Genomic DNA, 17,177 nt, shown 5'->3' on the forward strand with positions numbered 1-17,177 from the left:
TTCCAGATTGTTAAAGAACGACAGCATCACCTGAAGCGCTATGCTCCACATGATTTTACTGACTGGCTCAATCGCCAATGCAAATCACGCTCGACCGGCATGGCTCGGTCTAAACGTGCTTGGCATTGATGATTGGTGGAGGATGACGGGATCGAACCGACGACCCCCTGCTTGCAAAGCAGGTGCTCTCCCAGCTGAGCTAATCCCCCAGATACCTTGATGCTTGAGGGTCTGCATTTATCTTCGTTCGTTCTTTCAAACGTTCAAGAGTAAATGGTGGGTCTGGTTGGATTCGAACCAACGACCCCCGCCTTATCAAGACGGTGCTCTAACCAACTGAGCTACAGACCCTTAGCCTGTCTTCTTACAGCCGATAAGCGTGAGCACTTTAGTGCTTCGTTCAGAAGCGTTGAGCTCGAGAAAGGAGGTGATCCAGCCGCACCTTCCGATACGGCTACCTTGTTACGACTTCACCCCAGTCATGAATCCTACCGTGGTGACCGTCCTCCTTGCGGTTAGACTAGCCACTTCTGGTAAAACCCACTCCCATGGTGTGACGGGCGGTGTGTACAAGACCCGGGAACGTATTCACCGCGGCATGCTGATCCGCGATTACTAGCGATTCCAGCTTCACGTAGTCGAGTTGCAGACTACGATCCGGACTACGATCGGTTTTCTGGGATTAGCTCCCCCTCACGGGTTGGCAGCCCTCTGTTCCGACCATTGTATGACGTGTGAAGCCCTACCCATAAGGGCCATGAGGACTTGACGTCATCCCCACCTTCCTCCGGTTTGTCACCGGCAGTCTCCTTAGAGTGCTCTTGCGTAGCAACTAAGGACAAGGGTTGCGCTCGTTGCGGGACTTAACCCAACATCTCACGACACGAGCTGACGACAGCCATGCAGCACCTGTGTATCGGTTCTCTTTCGAGCACCCCAGCCTTTCAGCCAGGTTCCGACCATGTCAAGGGTAGGTAAGGTTTTTCGCGTTGCATCGAATTAATCCACATCATCCACCGCTTGTGCGGGTCCCCGTCAATTCCTTTGAGTTTTAATCTTGCGACCGTACTCCCCAGGCGGTCAACTTCACGCGTTAGCTACGTTACTAAGTCAATGAAGACCCAACAACTAGTTGACATCGTTTAGGGCGTGGACTACCAGGGTATCTAATCCTGTTTGCTCCCCACGCTTTCGTGCATGAGCGTCAGTATTGGCCCAGGGGGCTGCCTTCGCCATCGGTATTCCTCCACATCTCTACGCATTTCACTGCTACACGTGGAATTCTACCCCCCTCTGCCATACTCTAGCTCGCCAGTCACAAATGCAGTTCCCAGGTTAAGCCCGGGGATTTCACATCTGTCTTAACGAACCGCCTGCGCACGCTTTACGCCCAGTAATTCCGATTAACGCTCGCACCCTACGTATTACCGCGGCTGCTGGCACGTAGTTAGCCGGTGCTTATTCTTCCGGTACCGTCATCCCCTCACAGTATTAGTGCAAAGGTTTTCTTTCCGGACAAAAGTGCTTTACAACCCGAAGGCCTTCTTCACACACGCGGCATTGCTGGATCAGGGTTTCCCCCATTGTCCAAAATTCCCCACTGCTGCCTCCCGTAGGAGTCTGGGCCGTGTCTCAGTCCCAGTGTGGCTGGTCGTCCTCTCAGACCAGCTACAGATCGTCGCCTTGGTAGGCCTTTACCCCACCAACTAGCTAATCTGCCATCGGCCGCCCCTATAGCGCGAGGTCTTGCGATCCCCCGCTTTCTTCCGTAGATCGTATGCGGTATTAATCCGGCTTTCGCCGGGCTATCCCCCACTACAGGACACGTTCCGATGTATTACTCACCCGTTCGCCACTCGCCACCAGGGTTGCCCCCGTGCTGCCGTTCGACTTGCATGTGTAAGGCATGCCGCCAGCGTTCAATCTGAGCCAGGATCAAACTCTTCAGTTCAATGCCTGTTACTGTTTTCTATTCTTCCGAATAGGTCGCTCACTCAACGTACTGACAAGTTCCTCCCATCTTTCCATCTCTGAAAAGACGCTCAAAACCTACCTTAATACTAGTGTGAGACTTGATACTTTCGCTTCACGGCAGCGCCCCGAAAGACACCACCACGCTCTAAAGCAAAACACCAAGCGCCCACACTTATCGGCTGTTAGTTTTTAAAGAACATTCACCAAAACCGCAGCATCCCATCCCTCAGAACACCACCGCTTTCGCGTCGCTGCGTTTGCAGCACAGAAACGAGATTATGTAGAACGTTTCGCTTTTCGTCAACAGGTTTTTTACTCAACCCGCGACTTCCGATTTTGCTGCAAGGCCCGTCCTGCTTGGCTCTGCGGCTTCCTCTTGCGCGCCACTGCACCTGCACTTTCTCACTTCCCTTCGCCTCGTTGTGAAGCGAAGGAACGGAATTCTAGTGCCCGTTTCAACACTGCGCAAGGGGTTCGGGAAAAGAATTTTATCGATGCTTAAAATCAGGTTTCCGCTTCTCTACAAAAGCCGCCATCCCTTCCTTCTGATCCTCGGTCGCAAACAGCGAATGGAACATGCGGCGCTCGAAATGAACTCCCTCCGCCAGCGTTGATTCGTATGCGCGGTTGACTGACTCCTTCGCCATCATTACTGCAGGCAAGGAGAAGCTCGCGATTGTCGCTGCAGCCTGCATGGCGTCATCCAGCAGGTTCGCTGCCGGAACGACGCGCGACACCAACCCTGCCCGCTCGGCTTCGTCGGCATCCATCATTCGTGCAGTCAGACACATGTCCATTGCCTTCGCCTTCGATACAGCGCGCGGCAGTCGCTGCGTGCCGCCGGCGCCGGGGATCACGCCGAGCTTGATTTCGGGCTGGCCGAACTTGGCGGTATCGGCGGCGATGATGATGTCGCACATCATCGCCAATTCGCAGCCGCCACCGAGGGCGAATCCGGCAACAGCCGCAATGATCGGCTTGCGAATGGTGCGCACCGTTTCCCAGTTACGCGTGATGTAGTCGCCCTTGAACGTATCCATATACGTGTAGTTGGCCATCATGCCGATGTCCGCCCCCGCTGCGAACGCCTTCTCGCTGCCGGTCAGCACGATGGCGCCGATGTTTTCGTCGGCATCGTATTGTTTAAGGACAGTGCCGAGCTCATCCATCAGCGCGTCGTTGAGCGCGTTGAGCGCTTTGGGCCGGTTCAGTGTGATCAAGCCGACACGCCCGCGCACTTCGGTCAACAGATTCTCGTAAGACATTCACTCCTCCTATATGAACTCGCGCGAAATCGCTTCGCGCACGCGTCTCGATAATGCTAACATTCGCATACCAACCGGTCGGTTAATTAATTATCCGAGCGACCCTCATTACAACCAAATCCTTTTGCCGCCATGACCCATCCGCTCTTCACGAAGCACGAAGCGACGCTTACTCAAGCGCTTGCCGCTATTGCAACGCGCGGCTACTGGAGCCCGTTTCCCGAAATGCCGAGTCCCAAAGTGTACGGTGAAACAGCAAATCCGGATGGCGAGGCGGCCTTCAAAGCGCACCTGAACCGCGCGTTCGAACTGGATCAGCCCTTGACCGGGGAGACAGTGGGTAACGAGCGGTCGCCTTACGGATTCGCGCTCGGCGTTCGCTACCCGAAAGCGGACGTAGACTCGCTGCTCGAAGCCTCCGCCTTGGCGCAACGCCAGTGGCGCGCCGCCGGGCCTGCAGCCTGGGCCGGCGTAAGCCTCGAGATTCTGTCGCGGATCAACAAAGCCAGTTTCGAGATCGGTTACAGCGTGATGCACACGACCGGACAGGCATTCATGATGGCGTTTCAAGCGGGTGGCCCGCACGCGCAGGACCGCGCGTTGGAAGCGGTGGCTTATGCGTGGGATCAGCTTCGCCAAATTCCTGCCGACGCTTATTGGGAAAAGCCGCAAGGCAAGAACCCGCCGCTCGCCATGCACAAGCAATTCACCGTCGTACCGCGCGGCACGGGCCTCGTTCTGGGGTGCTGCACCTTCCCGACCTGGAACGGTTATCCCGGCATGTTCGCCGACCTGGCTACGGGTAACACTGTCATCGTCAAGCCGCATCCGGGTGCGATCTTGCCGCTTGCCATCACCGTGCGCATTGCGCGTGAAGTTTTGCGTGAAGCCGGATTTGACCCGAATGTGGTCACTCTGCTGGCTACCGAAGGGAACGACGGCCCCCTCGTTCAAAATCTTGCGCTGCGCCCGGAAATCAAGATCATCGACTTCACCGGCAGCACGCAAAACGGCAACTGGCTCGAACGTAACGCACATCAGGCCCAGGTCTACACCGAGAAGGCGGGTGTGAATCAGATCGTGATCGATTCCGTCGACAACATCAAAGCCGTCGCCAGCAATATTGCGTTCTCGCTGGCGCTTTACTCGGGCCAGATGTGCACGGCGCCGCAGAACATCTATGTTCCCCGCGACGGCATTCGCACGAGCGAAGGCCAAATGAGCTTCGACGACGTTGCGAAGACGCTCGCAGCGGCGGTAGAAAAGCTGATTGCCGATCCGGCCCGCGCCGTCGAATTGACCGGTGCGATACAAAACGACGGCGTGATGGGTCGTATCGCCGAAGCCCGGCAATTGGGTGAAGTGCTGACGGATAGCCAATCGCTTGCTCATCCAGTTTTTCCCGATGCTCAAGTGCGCTCTCCCCTGATGTTGAAGCTCGACGTGAACGCTGATGCCGCGAACTTCACGCGCGAGTGGTTTGGTCCAATTTCGTTTGTAATCGCCACGGATTCGACGGCCCAATCGCTCGAGTTGGCCGGATCGATTGCAGCCGAGCATGGCGCGTTGACCTTCTCCGTGTACAGCACGGACGACGCAGTCGTTGAAGCAGCCTATGAAGCTGCCATCCGCGGCGGCGTCGCGCTGTCGATCAATCTGACCAGCGGCGTCTTTGTGAACCAGACGGCCGCATATTCGGACTTCCACGGCACAGGCGCCAATCCTGCCGCGAACGCAGCGCTGTCGGACGCCGCGTTTGTCGCCAATCGCTTCCGGGTCGTTCAAAGCAGAGTCCATGTTGCGCCAAAGAGCGCGCCGCCGGTAGTCAGCCAAACGGCATAGGCGACCGCCCCAAGGAATCGCGGCGAGTCCTAGGCCGTTCAGCCGAATAGCAACTGTAGCTGGGCGCGATTAGTATCGAAGGCATGGGTGTTTGCGCTCATTAGCCAAAGGAGACTTCATGTCTGATCAGAGCAACTCGATTGTTTTGAACATCGACGAAACCACGCACGTGGCCACGCTGACATTGAATCGCCCTGAGAAGCTGAACAGCTTCACGCGGACAATGCACGAGGAGTTGCGTGCAGCGCTGGACGAGATCGAAGGCAGTCACGCCCGTGCGCTCGTCATCACGGGCTCGGGCCGTGGGTTTTGTGCCGGTCAGGACCTGGCCGACCTCGACTTCACACCCGGAGCCATGACCAATCTGGGCGCCCTGATTGATCAGTATTTCAACCCGCTGGTGCGTCGGTTGCAGGCGTCACGTCTGCCAGTAATTGCGGCTGTGAACGGAATCGCTGCAGGCGCGGGCGCCAACCTGGCGATGGCTTGCGACCTGATCGTGGCCGCTCGTTCGGCGAGCTTCATCCAGGCTTTCGTGAAGATTGGCCTGGTTCCGGACTCCGGCGGCACCTGGCTATTGCCGAGGCGAGTGGGCGAGGCGCGCGCCATGGGCCTTGCACTGACTGGCGACAAATTGAGTGCGGAACAAGCCGAAGCGTGGGGGCTGGCGTGGAAGGTAGTCGACGATGTCGAATTGCAGGACACGGCGCTCACACTTGCAGCGCACCTCGCGCAGCAACCGGCGAAGGCCGTCGCGGCGATCAAACACTCGATCCGCGCAGCAGCGACCAATACACTCGATCAGCAACTCGATCTTGAACGCGACGTTCAGCGGGAACTCGGCGACTCGCACGACTATGCGGAAGGCGTCGCTGCGTTCAAGGAAAAGCGTGCGCCGCGATTCGAAGGCCTTTGACAATCAAACACATCGCTTTTGGAGACGGCAGCAATGAACCCTCAGAAACTCGCCGAAGCAACCGCGCAAACCATGTACGAAGCAGACGCGTGCAGCCGTGCGCTCGGCCTGGAACTGAAGGAAGTACGGCCAGGCTATGCGCGAATGCAAATGAACGTGCGCGACGACTTTCTCAACGGCCACGGGATTTGTCATGGCGGTCTCATCTTCACGCTGGCCGACTCAACGTTCGCGTTCGCTTGCAACTCGTACAACATCAACACGGTCGCGGCCGGCTGTTCAATCGAATTCTTGCGTGCCGTCAAAGGCGGCGATCGTCTGACTGCTGAGGCAACGGAACAATCGCTCACCGGTAGAACGGGTATCTACGACATCCGCGTGACGAACCGTGATGAAGAAACGGTCGCCATGTTTCGCGGCAAGTCCTACCAGATCAAGGGCAATCTGGTTGCTACCGGGTCCTGACCTGTTTCAGACGATGCGCTGAAAAACCATAGCGTCCGGGCAAATTTGATTCGGGCCGCCAACAGATATTTGGAAGGAGACATTTGATGACCGCCCCGCTTCCACTGGATCCTATAGAAACGGCCAGTCGCGACGAACTCACCGCGTTGCAGCTTGAACGCCTCAAGTGGTCGATCGCGCACGCATATGAGAATTCGCCTGTGTACCGGCGCAAGTTCGATGAAGCGGGCGTGCATCCAGGTGACATTAAAAGTCTCGCCGATATCGCGCGCTTCCCGTTCACTACAAAGAAAGATCTTCGCGATAACTACCCGTACGGAATGTTCGCGGTGCCGCACGATCAGGTCTCGCGTATTCATGCATCGTCGGGGACTACGGGTAAGCCGACGGTGGTGGGCTACACGGCGAAAGACATTGATACATGGGCGAACCTTGTCGCGCGCTCCATTCGTGCGGCTGGCGCGCGTCGTGGCGACAAGGTTCATATCAGTTACGGATACGGTCTCTTCACGGGCGGCCTCGGCGCTCATTACGGCGCGGAACGGGCTGGCTTGACCGTGATTCCGTTCGGCGGCGGCCAGACCGAAAAGCAAGTGCAGCTCATCCAGGATTTTCGCCCGGACATCATCATGGTGACGCCCAGCTACATGCTGTCCATTGCCGATGAACTCGAACGCCAGGGCGTTCACCCGGCCGACTGTTCGCTGAGAATCGGGATCTTCGGCGCCGAGCCGTGGACCAACGATATGCGCGCGGCCATCGAGAAGCGCATGGGTATCGACGCCGTGGATATCTATGGACTCTCGGAAGTCATGGGACCGGGCGTGGCGTCGGAATGCGTGGAAACAAAAGATGGCCCGACGATCTGGGAGGATCATTTCTATCCGGAAATCATCGACCCCAACACTGGCGAAGTGCTGCCCGATGGCGAGCTGGGTGAACTTGTGTTCACGTCGCTGACAAAGGAAGCGTTGCCGATCATCCGCTACCGGACGCGCGATCTCACCCGGCTCTTGCCCGGCAGCGCCCGAACCATGCGGCGCATGGAAAAAATCACCGGGCGCTCGGACGACATGATGATCGTGCGAGGCGTAAATGTTTTCCCGACGCAGATCGAGGAGTTGCTGCTCAAGCAGCATGCGCTGGCGCCGCACTACCAGATCGTGCTGACCAAGGAAGGACCGCTCGATGTGCTCACGCTCAATGTCGAACCGTGCCCTGAGACAGCGCCGGATGTCGCCGTGCTGCAGCAGGCGAAGGCCGCCCTTGCGTACGATATCAAGGCGTTGATCGGGGTCAGCGCGGTGATCGAGTTGCTGGGAGTGAACGGGATTGAGCGTTCAGTGGGAAAGGCGCGGCGCGTAATCGACCGGCGCAAGGCAGCAATCTGACATCCGGCGTTGCGCTGAAAAGCAGCCGGTCCGAACGGAACGGCTGCCAGAGTCTTACAAGAGAGTATTACAAGAGATCCCTACGAATTCGGCAGCAAGAGCCACATGCGCCCGCCCTGCTTCATCCGGCCGGCGAGATCGCCTGCGTCATCGCCCAATCCCCAAAAATAGTCCGCGCGTACACCGCCTTTGATTGCGCTTCCCGTGTCTTGCGCAAACACTAGGCGGTTCATCGGCGAATTGCTCAGAGGGCGCGTGGTCTGCAGGAAAACCGGCGTTCCAAGCGGGATTGCCGAGGGATCGACGGCAATGGAACGCTCCGGCGTCAATGGAACACCCAATGCGCCGACGGGCCCCGTCCCTACGCCTGCGGCGAGTGTCGAAGTCGCCGGCATTTCGCGGAAAAACACAAAACGCGGATTCACGTCGAGCAAGGCATCCACACGCGCCGGATTCGCTTTCGCCCAAGCCTTGATGCCTTGCATCGTGGCCTGTGCGGGCGTCAATTCGCGCCGGTCCAGCAGTTCGCGGCCGATCGATTTATACGGCTGGTTGTTGGTCCCGCCGAAGCCAACGCGCATGGTCGTGCCGTCTTCCATCACGACTTGCCCCGAACCCTGGACCTGAAGGAAAAACGCTTCGATAGGATCATCGACCCAAACCAGTTCGTTGCCATTCAGCGCGCCTGAACTTTCAAGCTGAGCGCGCGACGGTAATGTCGTGCCGGTCTTGAACCGATACGGCCATCGATACAACGCATATTGGTACGCTCCGTGCCGGGTGCGCGAGCCGCGCAGCAACGGCTCGTAATAGCCGGTCACGAGTCCGTCCAGCGTGCCGTCGGTGTTGGCCAACTGGAACGGCGTGAAGTAGGCCTCGAAGAATTCACGAGCCGCGTTCATGTCAAGGTCGTCGAGCCGTTGCGCCGCCGCGCACGCGCGCCGCCAGGTCGGCTGCTGCGCGAGGCGGCTGCAGTTCTGACGCATGGCGGCAGTTGCGCCAAGCAGTGAATCGTCCTGCCAGCCGGGGACCTGCTGCCAGCTGACGGCGGTCAGCCGGGTAGCCGCGCGCTGTCCCGTGACGATCGGTGCGCCACTCGGCGGAGCTTGATAGCCGGACTTGATGGCGCCACCGCCGCCACACGATGCCAGTAAAACGGCAGTGGTAAGAAAAGCCGCCCAAGCCGCCAATCCGGCGAGCGAAGAGGTGAAACGCTTACAATGTTCGTTCTTGATGAGAACCGCCATGTCAGATCTATTCGACGAATATCCAATGCTTGTTTTTGCGCTCGAGTCACTCGTGGCGCTGCTTCTGCTGATTTTTATCGTCGCGTGGACGGCGTCGGGCAAAAAGAAAAACAGGCGTTAGCAGGACCCAACGCATGCTCAGTGAAGCGTGCGCGGCATGTGCAGCGCGAACTCGGCAATGGGCGCCTCGAAACGCTCGCCGTCTTCGGCCACACAGAAATACGATCCGCGCATGGTGCCGACCGGCGTTGCGATCACGGCCCAACTCGTGTACTCGAACTTCTCGCCCGGCGGCAACAAGGGCTGGTTGCCAACCACGCCAAGCCCTTTCACTTCCTGGACCACGTTGTCGCTATCCGTGATGATCCAGTGCCGCGAGATCAGTTGCGCGGCGACCTGACCGGTATTCCGAATGGTCAGCGTGTATGCGAACGCAAACTGGTGAGCATCCGGTTCCGATTGTTCAGGAAGGTATTGCGTCTGGACCGCTACGCTGAATTCATACTGGCTCATCGCTTTTCCAATTCAAAATATGCTGCGCGCAGCGACGCCCGGCAGGGCGAACAGCGGCACGATTACGCGAATTTGCGTGAACATCAGGTGACGCATTCTGCTTGATGCAGCCGGTACCCGCAACCGAACGCGGTGGCTTGCGACGGCTTTGTCATGCGGCTGAAACGTTGCCGGAATCCTGCGACGACGGGAAAAAGAGCCCGCAGCCGGCCCCGCGCGTTAGCCGTTCGGCCGACGGTCAAAAACGGCGTGTCGCGGTAAAATGAGTTCCTCGCTTGCAACCGGCAGACGTCATGACGCAATTCCGCTTGTCCCCCAGTATCTTGTCCGCCGACTTCGCCATTCTCGGCGAAGAGGTTCGCAATGTCGTCGCCGCCGGCGCGGACTGGATCCATTTCGACGTCATGGACAACCATTACGTTCCGAACCTGACAATCGGCCCCATGGTCTGCAAGGCGCTGCGGCCGCATACGACCGTGCCTATCGACGTGCATTTGATGGTGCGTCCGGTGGACCGTATCGTGCCTGACTTCGCGGAAGCCGGTGCGAATGTGATCAGCTTTCACCCGGAAGGTTCGGATCATATCGACCGGACGCTGTCACTGATTCGCGATCACGGCTGCAAGGCTGGCCTGGTGTTCAACCCGGCGACATCGCTAAATCACCTGGATCACGTGATGGACAAGGTCGATCTCGTGCTGATCATGTCGGTGAACCCGGGTTTCGGCGGCCAGTCGTTCATTCCGGAAGCGCTCAACAAGCTGCGCGAAGCGCGCCGGCGTATCGATGAATACAACGAGCGGACCGGACGCGAGATTCATCTGGAAGTAGACGGCGGCGTGAAGATCGAGAACATTCGTGAAATCGCGGAAGCAGGCGCGGACACATTCGTGGCGGGATCGGCGATTTTCGGGCATCACAACTACGCCGAGATCATCGGCAAGATGCGCGAGGAACTGGCCAAAGTGAACACCGGGGATTCAAGATGAGCGAACTCAGCGCCGAGCTTCCGGCATTCACGAACAAGACGTTGCGAGCGGCGATCATCGACCTGGACGGCACCATGGTCGATACAGCAGACGATTTCACCGCGGCGCTGAACGGCATGCTCGCGCGCATCGGCGCGAAAGCGACTGATCGCGACGAGGTGATCGGCTATATAGGAAAAGGCTCGGAGAATTTGATCCGCAGCATTCTGGCCGTGCGGTTTTCGGCGCTCGAAGCATCCACGAAGTTCGAAGATGCCCTCGCGATCTATCAGATCGAGTACGCGCGCATCAACGGACAGAGCGCAACGCTTTATCCCGAAGTCGCCGAAGGGCTGAAAGCGTTGCGCGATCTCGGCTTGCCGCTCGCGTGCGTAACGAACAAGCCGCACCGGTTCGCCGTTGAATTGCTGACGAAGTTCGGCCTCGCGGAATACTTCAAGGTCGTACTCGGTGGCGACTCGGTCCCGCAGAAAAAGCCCGATCCGGCGCCCATGCTGATCGCCTGCGAACGCCTGGACGTTTTGCCGCGGGAAGCGGTTGCCATCGGCGACTCGGAGAACGATGCGCTGGCGGGCCGCGCGGCCGGAATGGCGACGCTGACGGTGCCTTACGGCTACAACCACGGCAAACCCGTGCACCTCGTGAAATCCGATGGTATAGTTTCTTCCCTGCTGGCTGCCGCACAGGCAATAGCAGCAACCATGGCCGCGCCCGAAGCACCCGGCGCGACAACATTGACTGACTAGCTTAATCCCTCATGTTTCTGAACAAAAAACGGAGTCTGAGCAGCATCGACCGGGGAGCCTGGCCCTGGCGTCGCTGGTCGCGCTAACCTCGCCTGAGGTCCGCTGAAGCTCGTCTTCAGCACCGTTTTTTGTTTCGCTGCGCACTCCGCGCGCCGATCCCGCTGACTTGCCTTACCTTTGATGCCCGGCTTGATGCGCATCATTCGCTGCGCCCGATTGTGTCGTGAGTGTCTCAAGTCCACACGGTTCCCGTGAACGGCCCGAGCCCTGATAATCGGACATGCAGTGCGTGAAGCCCCGGCCGACGCACAAACCCAAGCGGGTTAAGCGCCGCGCGGTGAATTTTTCCGCAGCGCCCAGTATGTGCTCGATGTCGCAAAACCCAACAAGCGACACGCAAAGGATCAGAACATGACCGAACTCGAATTCCAATCGCTGGCGAATGAAGGCTTTAACCGCATTCCGCTGATTGCCGAGGCGCTCGCCGACCTCGAAACGCCGCTTTCGCTTTATCTCAAACTCGCTCAGACCGAGCGCAATGGCGCCAACTCCTTCCTGCTGGAATCCGTGGTCGGCGGCGAGCGCTTTGGCCGCTATTCGTTTATCGGCTTGCCGGCACGCACGATGATTCGCGTGCAGAACGGCGTGTCGGAAGTGGTGAAGGATGGTCAGGTAATCGAAACGAGCGAAGTTGATCCGCTGACGTTCATCGAAACATTCCAGAAGCGGTTCAAGATTGCGCAACGCCCGGGATTGCCGCGCTTTTGCGGTGGTCTGGCAGGGTACTTCGGCTACGACGCCGTGCGTTATATCGAGAAAAAGCTGGCGCACTCGGCGCCGCGCGACGATCTCGGCCTGCCCGATATCCAGTTGCTGCTGACCGAGGAAATGGCGGTCATCGACAACCTCGCCGGCAAGCTCTATCTGATTGTCTACGCCGATCCGACCGTGCCGGAGGCTTACACGAAAGCCAGGCAGCGCCTGCGCGAACTGCGTGCGCGTTTGCGTACGACCGTGCAGCCGCCGGTGACGTCGGCGAGCGTGCGTACGGAGACGTATCGGGAGTTTGCGAAAGAGGACTACCTGAACGCCGTGCGCAAGGCCAAGGAATACATCGCGGCGGGCGAGTTGATGCAGGTTCAGGTCGGCCAGCGCCTCGTGAAGCCGTTTCGCGATAATCCGCTTTCGCTGTATCGCGCGTTGCGGTCGCTGAATCCGTCGCCGTACATGTACTACTACAACTTCGGCGGTGAATTTCATGTGGTCGGGGCGTCGCCGGAAATCCTGGTGCGCCAGGAAAAGCGTGGCGACGAACGTATCGTCACCATTCGTCCGCTCGCCGGCACACGGCCGCGCGGCAACACGCCCGAGCGCGACGCCGAACTCGCCACCGAATTGCTGAACGATCCAAAGGAAGTCGCCGAACACGTGATGTTGATCGATCTGGCGCGAAACGATGTCGGCCGGATTGCGCAAACGGGTTCGGTGGTCGTGACGGACAAACTGGCGATCGAAAAGTATTCACACGTTCAGCACATCGTCAGTTCGGTGGAAGGCAAGCTGAAACCCGGCACGACGAACTTCGACGTGCTGCGCGCGACCTTCCCGGCCGGCACGCTTTCGGGCGCACCGAAAGTGCGGGCGATGGAAATCATCGATGAACTGGAGCCAGTGAAGCGCGGCCTGTACGGCGGCGCTTGCGGGTATTTGTCGTTCACGGGCGAGATGGATCTCGCCATCGCGATTCGCACGGGCCTGATCCACAAGGGCAATTTGTATGTGCAGGCCGCCGCCGGCGTGGTCGCAGATTCGGTGCCCGAGTCCGAATGGCAGGAGACGGAGAACAAGGCGCGTGCAGTTTTGCGCGCCGCCGAGCAAGTGCAAGACGGCCTCGATAGCGACTTCTGATCCGGAGAAAGACCATGCTGCTGATGATCGACAACTACGATTCGTTCACCTATAACCTGGTTCAGTATTTCGGCGAACTGGGCGAAGACGTGCGGACGTTCCGCAACGACGAAATCACCCTTAGTGAAATCGCGAAACTCAATCCCGAACGGATCTGCCTTTCGCCGGGGCCGAGCAATCCGCAACATGCGGGCATTACGCTCGACGTGTTGCGCGAATTTTCCGGCCAGATTCCCATACTTGGCGTGTGCCTTGGCCATCAGGCCATTGGCGAGGCGTTCGGCGGACGGGTCGTGCGCGCGCAAACCATCATGCACGGCAAGGTCAGCACGATCGAAACCGATTGCCGCGGCGTGTTTGCCGACCTGCCCAAGCATTTCAGCGTGACGCGGTATCACTCGCTGGCAATCGAGCGTGAATCGCTGCCGGACTGCCTGGAAGTATCTGCGTGGACGCCCGATGGCGAAATCATGGGCGTGCGTCACAAGGAACTTGCGGTCGAAGGCGTTCAGTTCCACCCCGAATCGATCCTGTCCGAGCATGGCCACGCGCTGCTCGAGAACTTCGTTAAAAGCTCGAAGCAGGGCGAACGCGTGTGAACCGGGATCAGAACATGACTATTACGGCCCAGGAAGCGCTGCAACGGACCATCGAGCATCGTGAAATTTTCCACGATGAGATGCTCCACCTCATGCGCATGATCATGCGCGGCGAGATGTCGCCGGTGATGTCCGCCGCGATCATCACGGGATTGCGCGTGAAGAAGGAAACCATCGGCGAAATCGCAGCGGCGGCGACCGTCATGCGCGAATTCGCCAATCATGTGATGGTGCCGGACAGCGATAACCTCGTGGATATCGTCGGTACGGGCGGCGATGGCTCGCACACGTTCAACATCTCGACGGCAACCATGTTCGTTACCTCGGCCGCCGGCGCGAAGGTTGCGAAGCACGGGAATCGCGGGGTATCGAGTAAATCGGGCAGCGCGGACGTGCTCGAAGCGCTCGGCGTGAATATCGATTTGAAACCGCAGCAGGTCGCACAATCCATCGCCGAAACAGGCATGGGTTTCATGTTCGCGCCGAACCATCATCCGGCGATGAAAAACATCGCCGCCGTGCGACGTGAGCTCGGCGTGCGGACCATCTTCAACATTCTTGGCCCGCTGACCAACCCGGCAGGCGCGCCGAATCAGTTGATGGGCGTGTTTCATGAAGACCTCGTCGGCATCCAGGTTCGCGTGATGCAGCGCCTTGGCGCAAAGCACGTGCTGGTTGTGTACGGCAAGGACGGCATGGACGAAGTCTCGCTGGGAGCCGCGACGGTTGTCGGCGAACTGCGCGATGGACAAGTCCGCGAATACGAGATTCATCCGGAAGATTTCGGCTTGCAGATGGTGTCGAACCGAACGCTCAAAGTGGCCGACGCGCAGGAATCGAAGACCATGCTGCTCGGCGCGCTCAATAACAAGCCGTGCGTGGCGCGCGAAATCGTTACGCTGAACGCAGGAACGGCGCTTTATGCCGCGAACGTCGTGGAATCGATCGAGGACGGCATGCGCCTCGCGAAAGAAGTGATCGCGAGCGGCCAGGCGCGCGAGAAAGTCGATGAACTCGTGCGCTTCACGCAGCAATTCGCCAAATAACGGAATCCGATATGAGTGACATTCTCGACCGCATCATCCAGGTCAAGCGCGACGAAATCCGCGCTTCACAAGAAAGCATTTCGGTGGAGGCGCTGCGTTTGCAAGCGAGCACGCGCGACTCGCGCGACTTCGTCGGCGCCTTGCGTGCGAAGCATGCTGAAGGTAAAGCGGCGGTGATTGCCGAGGTGAAGAAAGCGAGTCCGTCCAAGGGCGTACTACGCGAAAGCTTCGTCCCCGCCGATATCGCCAGGTCGTATGAACGTGGCGGCGCCGCGTGTCTGTCGGTGCTGACCGATGTGCAGTTCTTCAAGGGCAGCGTCGCGTATCTTGAGGAAGCGCGCGCCGCGTGCAGCTTGCCGGTCCTGCGCAAGGACTTCATTGTCGATCCGTATCAGATCCTCGAAGCCCGCGCGATGGGCGCCGATTGCATCTTGCTGATCGCCGCTGCGCTTCTGCCCGAACAAATGCGTGACCTCGAAGCCTATGCCCATTCACTGGGCCTCGCGGTGCTGGTCGAGGTTCACGATGAGAATGAGCTTGTGCAGGCGCTAACGCTGAAAACGCCGCTTATCGGCATCAACAACCGGAACCTCCGCACATTCCAGACGTCGATAGATACAACCATCGGCATGCTGGAAATGGTGCCGGAAGAGCGCATTGTGGTGACCGAATCCGGAATCCTGTCGCGCGTGGATGTCGAACGGCTCCAGGCAATGGACGTGCAAACGTTCCTCGTCGGCGAAGCGTTCATGCGCGCCGACGATCCCGGCACCGAACTTGCGCGAATGTTCTTCTGACGCTGTTGCACGGAGTTTATTTTGGGTATTGAACGTGAGATCAAGCTGGCGCTGCCGACATCGGACCACGAAGAGATCGCAAGGGATCTGACGAAGCGAACGGGCCAGGAAGGCCGGAAGATTCACCTGACGAACGTCTACTTCGACACCGCTGACCGCGCGCTCGCCAAAGCAAAGAGCGCTGTACGGCTGCGCGGCGCACCGGATCAATGGCTGCAGACGTACAAGACCGCAGGTGAGTCGAGTGGCGGCATGCATAACCGGCACGAATGGGAAATGCCGGTTGCGGGCGAAGCGCTGGAGATCGACAAGCTGCTCGAACTTTGCGACGACGAACACGCGCGCAACGCTCTGCGTGACGCCGCGCCTGAGTTGAACGCCCTCTTCCGTACGGACTTTGACCGCGTGATATGGAACGTCGATATCGATGGCGCGACAATCGAAGCCGCGCTAGATCTTGGCGAAGTCGTAACGGATATCGATGGCGAGCGCCGCACCTCGCCCATCAGCGAACTGGAACTTGAACTCAAATCCGGCGACGAAGCCGGAATGACCAACCTCGCCGCCCAGATGCGTGGCGCGTTTCTCTACCTCCAGCCTGAAGATGCGAGCAAGGCGCGCCGTGGTTACGAATTGTGCGAGCCAAAGGCGGAAGGTTCGAACGGTGGCGTGAAATGAACCAGGCGTCGTTGTTCGAGGCCGAAGGCGCTTCGGAAAGTCATCCGTTCACAACGCTTGAGAGCCAGTTCAATGCATTGCCTGCCGATTGGCGCAAGCACCTGAAGGCGTTCATCGAAAGTCCGCATTACGGCGCGTTGTGCGCGTTCGTCGACAATGAGCGCGCCGCCGGCAAGACCGTGTATCCCGCCGATGTCTTTCGCGCCTTGCGTCTGACCAGTCCCGCCGACGTCAAAGTGGTGATTCTCGGACAAGATCCGTATCACGGCGAAGACCGTGGCGCACCGCAGGCTCATGGCCTCGCGTTTTCGGTTCCGGCGCCGGTCCGTCCGCCGCCGTCGTTGCGCAACATCTTCAAGGAAATCAACGCGAGCCTCGGTTTTGCCGCGCCGAATCACGGTTGTCTCGACGCGTGGGCGCAGCAAGGCGTGCTGTTGCTGAACACATCGCTGACCGTGGAACGCGATAAAGCCGGCAGCCACGCCAAACGGGGCTGGGAACATTGCACCGACACGCTGATTCACGAGCTTGCGATGCGGCACGAACATCTCGTGTTCGTGCTTTGGGGCGCGCATGCGCAGGCGAAACGCGGATTGATCGCGTCTGCCGTGGCAGCGGGAAAAGCGCATTGCGTGCTCGAGGCGCCGCATCCGTCGCCGTTATCGGCACATCGCGGATTTTTGGGCTGTGGGCATTTCGCGTCGGCGAATGCTTACCTGGAAGAAAATGGACGGCGGGCCATCGACTGGCGTTTGCCTGATCGGCCAAACTGAAGCGCCAAGAAAAAGCCCGCCGTGTCTA

General features: G+C 58.9%; 16 protein-coding genes, 2 tRNA genes and 1 rRNA gene. 13 read left to right on the forward strand and 6 right to left on the reverse strand.

All coding sequences use genetic code 11. The features are described 5' to 3' along the window. Positions 1 to 133: 133 nt before the first annotated feature. The 4 genes from AXG89_RS03650 to AXG89_RS03665 form a co-directional block, all read right to left on the reverse strand. Positions 134 to 209: transfer RNA gene (locus AXG89_RS03650), tRNA-Ala, on the reverse strand. Positions 210 to 274: 65 nt separating this feature from the next. After that, a tRNA-Ile gene (locus AXG89_RS03655) sits at positions 275 to 351 on the reverse strand. A gap of 69 nt (positions 352 to 420) precedes the next feature. Then, positions 421 to 1,951: ribosomal RNA gene (locus AXG89_RS03660) — 16S ribosomal RNA — on the reverse strand. Positions 1,952 to 2,462: 511 nt separating this feature from the next. Further along, entirely contained in the window at positions 2,463 to 3,239 is a 777-nt protein-coding gene (locus AXG89_RS03665) for an enoyl-CoA hydratase (RefSeq protein ID WP_062000347.1), read from the reverse strand. A 132-nt stretch (positions 3,240 to 3,371) separates the two neighbouring features. Here AXG89_RS03665 and paaN point away from each other — a divergent pair, with 132 nt between their 5' ends. The 4 genes from paaN to paaK all read left to right on the forward strand — a co-directional run bounded on the left by paaN (position 3,372) and on the right by paaK (position 7,853). After that, positions 3,372 to 5,081 (forward strand): phenylacetic acid degradation protein PaaN, encoded by a 1,710-nt coding sequence (gene paaN / locus AXG89_RS03670; RefSeq protein ID WP_062168041.1) that lies wholly within the window; start codon positions 3,372 to 3,374, stop codon positions 5,079 to 5,081. 118 nt (positions 5,082 to 5,199) lie between these two features. Further along, positions 5,200 to 5,997: a 2-(1,2-epoxy-1,2-dihydrophenyl)acetyl-CoA isomerase PaaG gene (paaG, locus tag AXG89_RS03675; RefSeq protein WP_062168043.1), complete on the forward strand. Its 798-nt coding sequence runs from the start codon at positions 5,200 to 5,202 to the stop codon at positions 5,995 to 5,997. A gap of 33 nt (positions 5,998 to 6,030) precedes the next feature. Further along, complete coding sequence (gene paaI / locus AXG89_RS03680; RefSeq protein ID WP_062168045.1) at positions 6,031 to 6,462, forward strand: hydroxyphenylacetyl-CoA thioesterase PaaI; 432 nt, start codon at positions 6,031 to 6,033, stop codon at positions 6,460 to 6,462. An 86-nt stretch (positions 6,463 to 6,548) separates the two neighbouring features. Next, positions 6,549 to 7,853 (forward strand): phenylacetate--CoA ligase PaaK, encoded by a 1,305-nt coding sequence (gene paaK, locus AXG89_RS03685; RefSeq protein WP_062000988.1) that lies wholly within the window; start codon positions 6,549 to 6,551, stop codon positions 7,851 to 7,853. An 80-nt stretch (positions 7,854 to 7,933) separates the two neighbouring features. Here the strand turns inward: paaK and mltA are convergent, their stop codons facing one another. Continuing rightward, positions 7,934 to 9,100, reverse strand: coding sequence for a murein transglycosylase A (gene mltA / locus AXG89_RS03690; protein ID WP_062168047.1), 1,167 nt, complete (start codon positions 9,098 to 9,100; stop codon positions 7,934 to 7,936). On the opposite strand from mltA, the gene AXG89_RS44135 reads away from it, so the two are divergent. Further along, entirely contained in the window at positions 9,099 to 9,221 is a 123-nt protein-coding gene (locus AXG89_RS44135) for a hypothetical protein (protein WP_255581283.1), read from the forward strand. The genes mltA and AXG89_RS44135 overlap by 2 nt on opposite strands. 17 nt (positions 9,222 to 9,238) lie before the next feature. On the opposite strand, the gene apaG is transcribed toward AXG89_RS44135, so the two are convergent. Continuing rightward, positions 9,239 to 9,613, reverse strand: a complete 375-nt coding sequence (gene apaG / locus AXG89_RS03695) for a Co2+/Mg2+ efflux protein ApaG (protein ID WP_062000352.1) — start codon at positions 9,611 to 9,613, stop codon at positions 9,239 to 9,241. Between the two features lie 293 nt (positions 9,614 to 9,906). Between apaG and rpe the strand changes: the two genes are divergently transcribed. The 8 genes from rpe to AXG89_RS03735 all read left to right on the forward strand — a co-directional run bounded on the left by rpe (position 9,907) and on the right by AXG89_RS03735 (position 17,149). Further along, positions 9,907 to 10,602: a ribulose-phosphate 3-epimerase gene (rpe, locus tag AXG89_RS03700; RefSeq protein WP_062000353.1), complete on the forward strand. Its 696-nt coding sequence runs from the start codon at positions 9,907 to 9,909 to the stop codon at positions 10,600 to 10,602. Next, the gene (locus AXG89_RS03705) at positions 10,599 to 11,348 is read left to right on the forward strand and encodes a phosphoglycolate phosphatase (protein WP_062000354.1); all 750 of its coding nucleotides are present in this window, start codon (positions 10,599 to 10,601) and stop codon (positions 11,346 to 11,348) included. Before rpe ends, AXG89_RS03705 begins: the two co-directional genes overlap by 4 nt. Before the next feature lie 411 nt (positions 11,349 to 11,759). Continuing rightward, positions 11,760 to 13,256, forward strand: a complete 1,497-nt coding sequence (trpE, locus tag AXG89_RS03710) for an anthranilate synthase component I (RefSeq protein ID WP_062168049.1) — start codon at positions 11,760 to 11,762, stop codon at positions 13,254 to 13,256. Positions 13,257 to 13,270: 14 nt separating this feature from the next. Further along, positions 13,271 to 13,855, forward strand: a complete 585-nt coding sequence (locus AXG89_RS03715; protein WP_062000378.1) for an aminodeoxychorismate/anthranilate synthase component II — start codon at positions 13,271 to 13,273, stop codon at positions 13,853 to 13,855. 14 nt (positions 13,856 to 13,869) lie between these two features. Next, positions 13,870 to 14,901 carry an anthranilate phosphoribosyltransferase gene (trpD, locus tag AXG89_RS03720; RefSeq protein WP_062170256.1) on the forward strand — a complete coding sequence of 344 codons (1,032 nt, stop codon included), beginning with the start codon at positions 13,870 to 13,872 and terminating at the stop codon, positions 14,899 to 14,901. 11 nt (positions 14,902 to 14,912) lie between these two features. Beyond that, positions 14,913 to 15,698, forward strand: a complete 786-nt coding sequence (trpC, locus tag AXG89_RS03725; protein WP_062168051.1) for an indole-3-glycerol phosphate synthase TrpC — start codon at positions 14,913 to 14,915, stop codon at positions 15,696 to 15,698. Between the two features lie 21 nt (positions 15,699 to 15,719). Beyond that, positions 15,720 to 16,376: a CYTH domain-containing protein gene (locus AXG89_RS03730; RefSeq protein ID WP_062168053.1), complete on the forward strand. Its 657-nt coding sequence runs from the start codon at positions 15,720 to 15,722 to the stop codon at positions 16,374 to 16,376. Beyond that, positions 16,373 to 17,149, forward strand: a complete 777-nt coding sequence (locus tag AXG89_RS03735) for a uracil-DNA glycosylase (RefSeq protein ID WP_062168055.1) — start codon at positions 16,373 to 16,375, stop codon at positions 17,147 to 17,149. Before AXG89_RS03730 ends, AXG89_RS03735 begins: the two co-directional genes overlap by 4 nt. The last annotated feature ends 28 nt before the right edge of the window (positions 17,150 to 17,177 follow it).

The organism is Burkholderia sp. PAMC 26561 (assembly GCF_001557535.2).
In the GTDB taxonomy this organism is placed as follows: Bacteria; Pseudomonadota; Gammaproteobacteria; order Burkholderiales; family Burkholderiaceae; genus Caballeronia.

Coding starts and splice junctions, on each gene's coding strand:
- AXG89_RS03665 (WP_062000347.1), bottom strand. CDS start 3,239: ATGTCTTACGAGAATCTGTTGACCGAAGTGCGCGGGCGTGTCGGCTTG.
- paaN (WP_062168041.1), top strand. CDS start 3,372: ATGACCCATCCGCTCTTCACGAAGCACGAAGCGACGCTTACTCAAGCG.
- paaG (WP_062168043.1), top strand. CDS start 5,200: ATGTCTGATCAGAGCAACTCGATTGTTTTGAACATCGACGAAACCACG.
- paaI (WP_062168045.1), top strand. CDS start 6,031: ATGAACCCTCAGAAACTCGCCGAAGCAACCGCGCAAACCATGTACGAA.
- paaK (WP_062000988.1), top strand. CDS start 6,549: ATGACCGCCCCGCTTCCACTGGATCCTATAGAAACGGCCAGTCGCGAC.
- AXG89_RS44135 (WP_255581283.1), top strand. CDS start 9,099: ATGTCAGATCTATTCGACGAATATCCAATGCTTGTTTTTGCGCTCGAG.
- mltA (WP_062168047.1), bottom strand. CDS start 9,100: ATGGCGGTTCTCATCAAGAACGAACATTGTAAGCGTTTCACCTCTTCG.
- apaG (WP_062000352.1), bottom strand. CDS start 9,613: ATGAGCCAGTATGAATTCAGCGTAGCGGTCCAGACGCAATACCTTCCT.
- rpe (WP_062000353.1), top strand. CDS start 9,907: ATGACGCAATTCCGCTTGTCCCCCAGTATCTTGTCCGCCGACTTCGCC.
- AXG89_RS03705 (WP_062000354.1), top strand. CDS start 10,599: ATGAGCGAACTCAGCGCCGAGCTTCCGGCATTCACGAACAAGACGTTG.
- trpE (WP_062168049.1), top strand. CDS start 11,760: ATGACCGAACTCGAATTCCAATCGCTGGCGAATGAAGGCTTTAACCGC.
- AXG89_RS03715 (WP_062000378.1), top strand. CDS start 13,271: ATGCTGCTGATGATCGACAACTACGATTCGTTCACCTATAACCTGGTT.
- trpD (WP_062170256.1), top strand. CDS start 13,870: ATGACTATTACGGCCCAGGAAGCGCTGCAACGGACCATCGAGCATCGT.
- trpC (WP_062168051.1), top strand. CDS start 14,913: ATGAGTGACATTCTCGACCGCATCATCCAGGTCAAGCGCGACGAAATC.
- AXG89_RS03735 (WP_062168055.1), top strand. CDS start 16,373: ATGAACCAGGCGTCGTTGTTCGAGGCCGAAGGCGCTTCGGAAAGTCAT.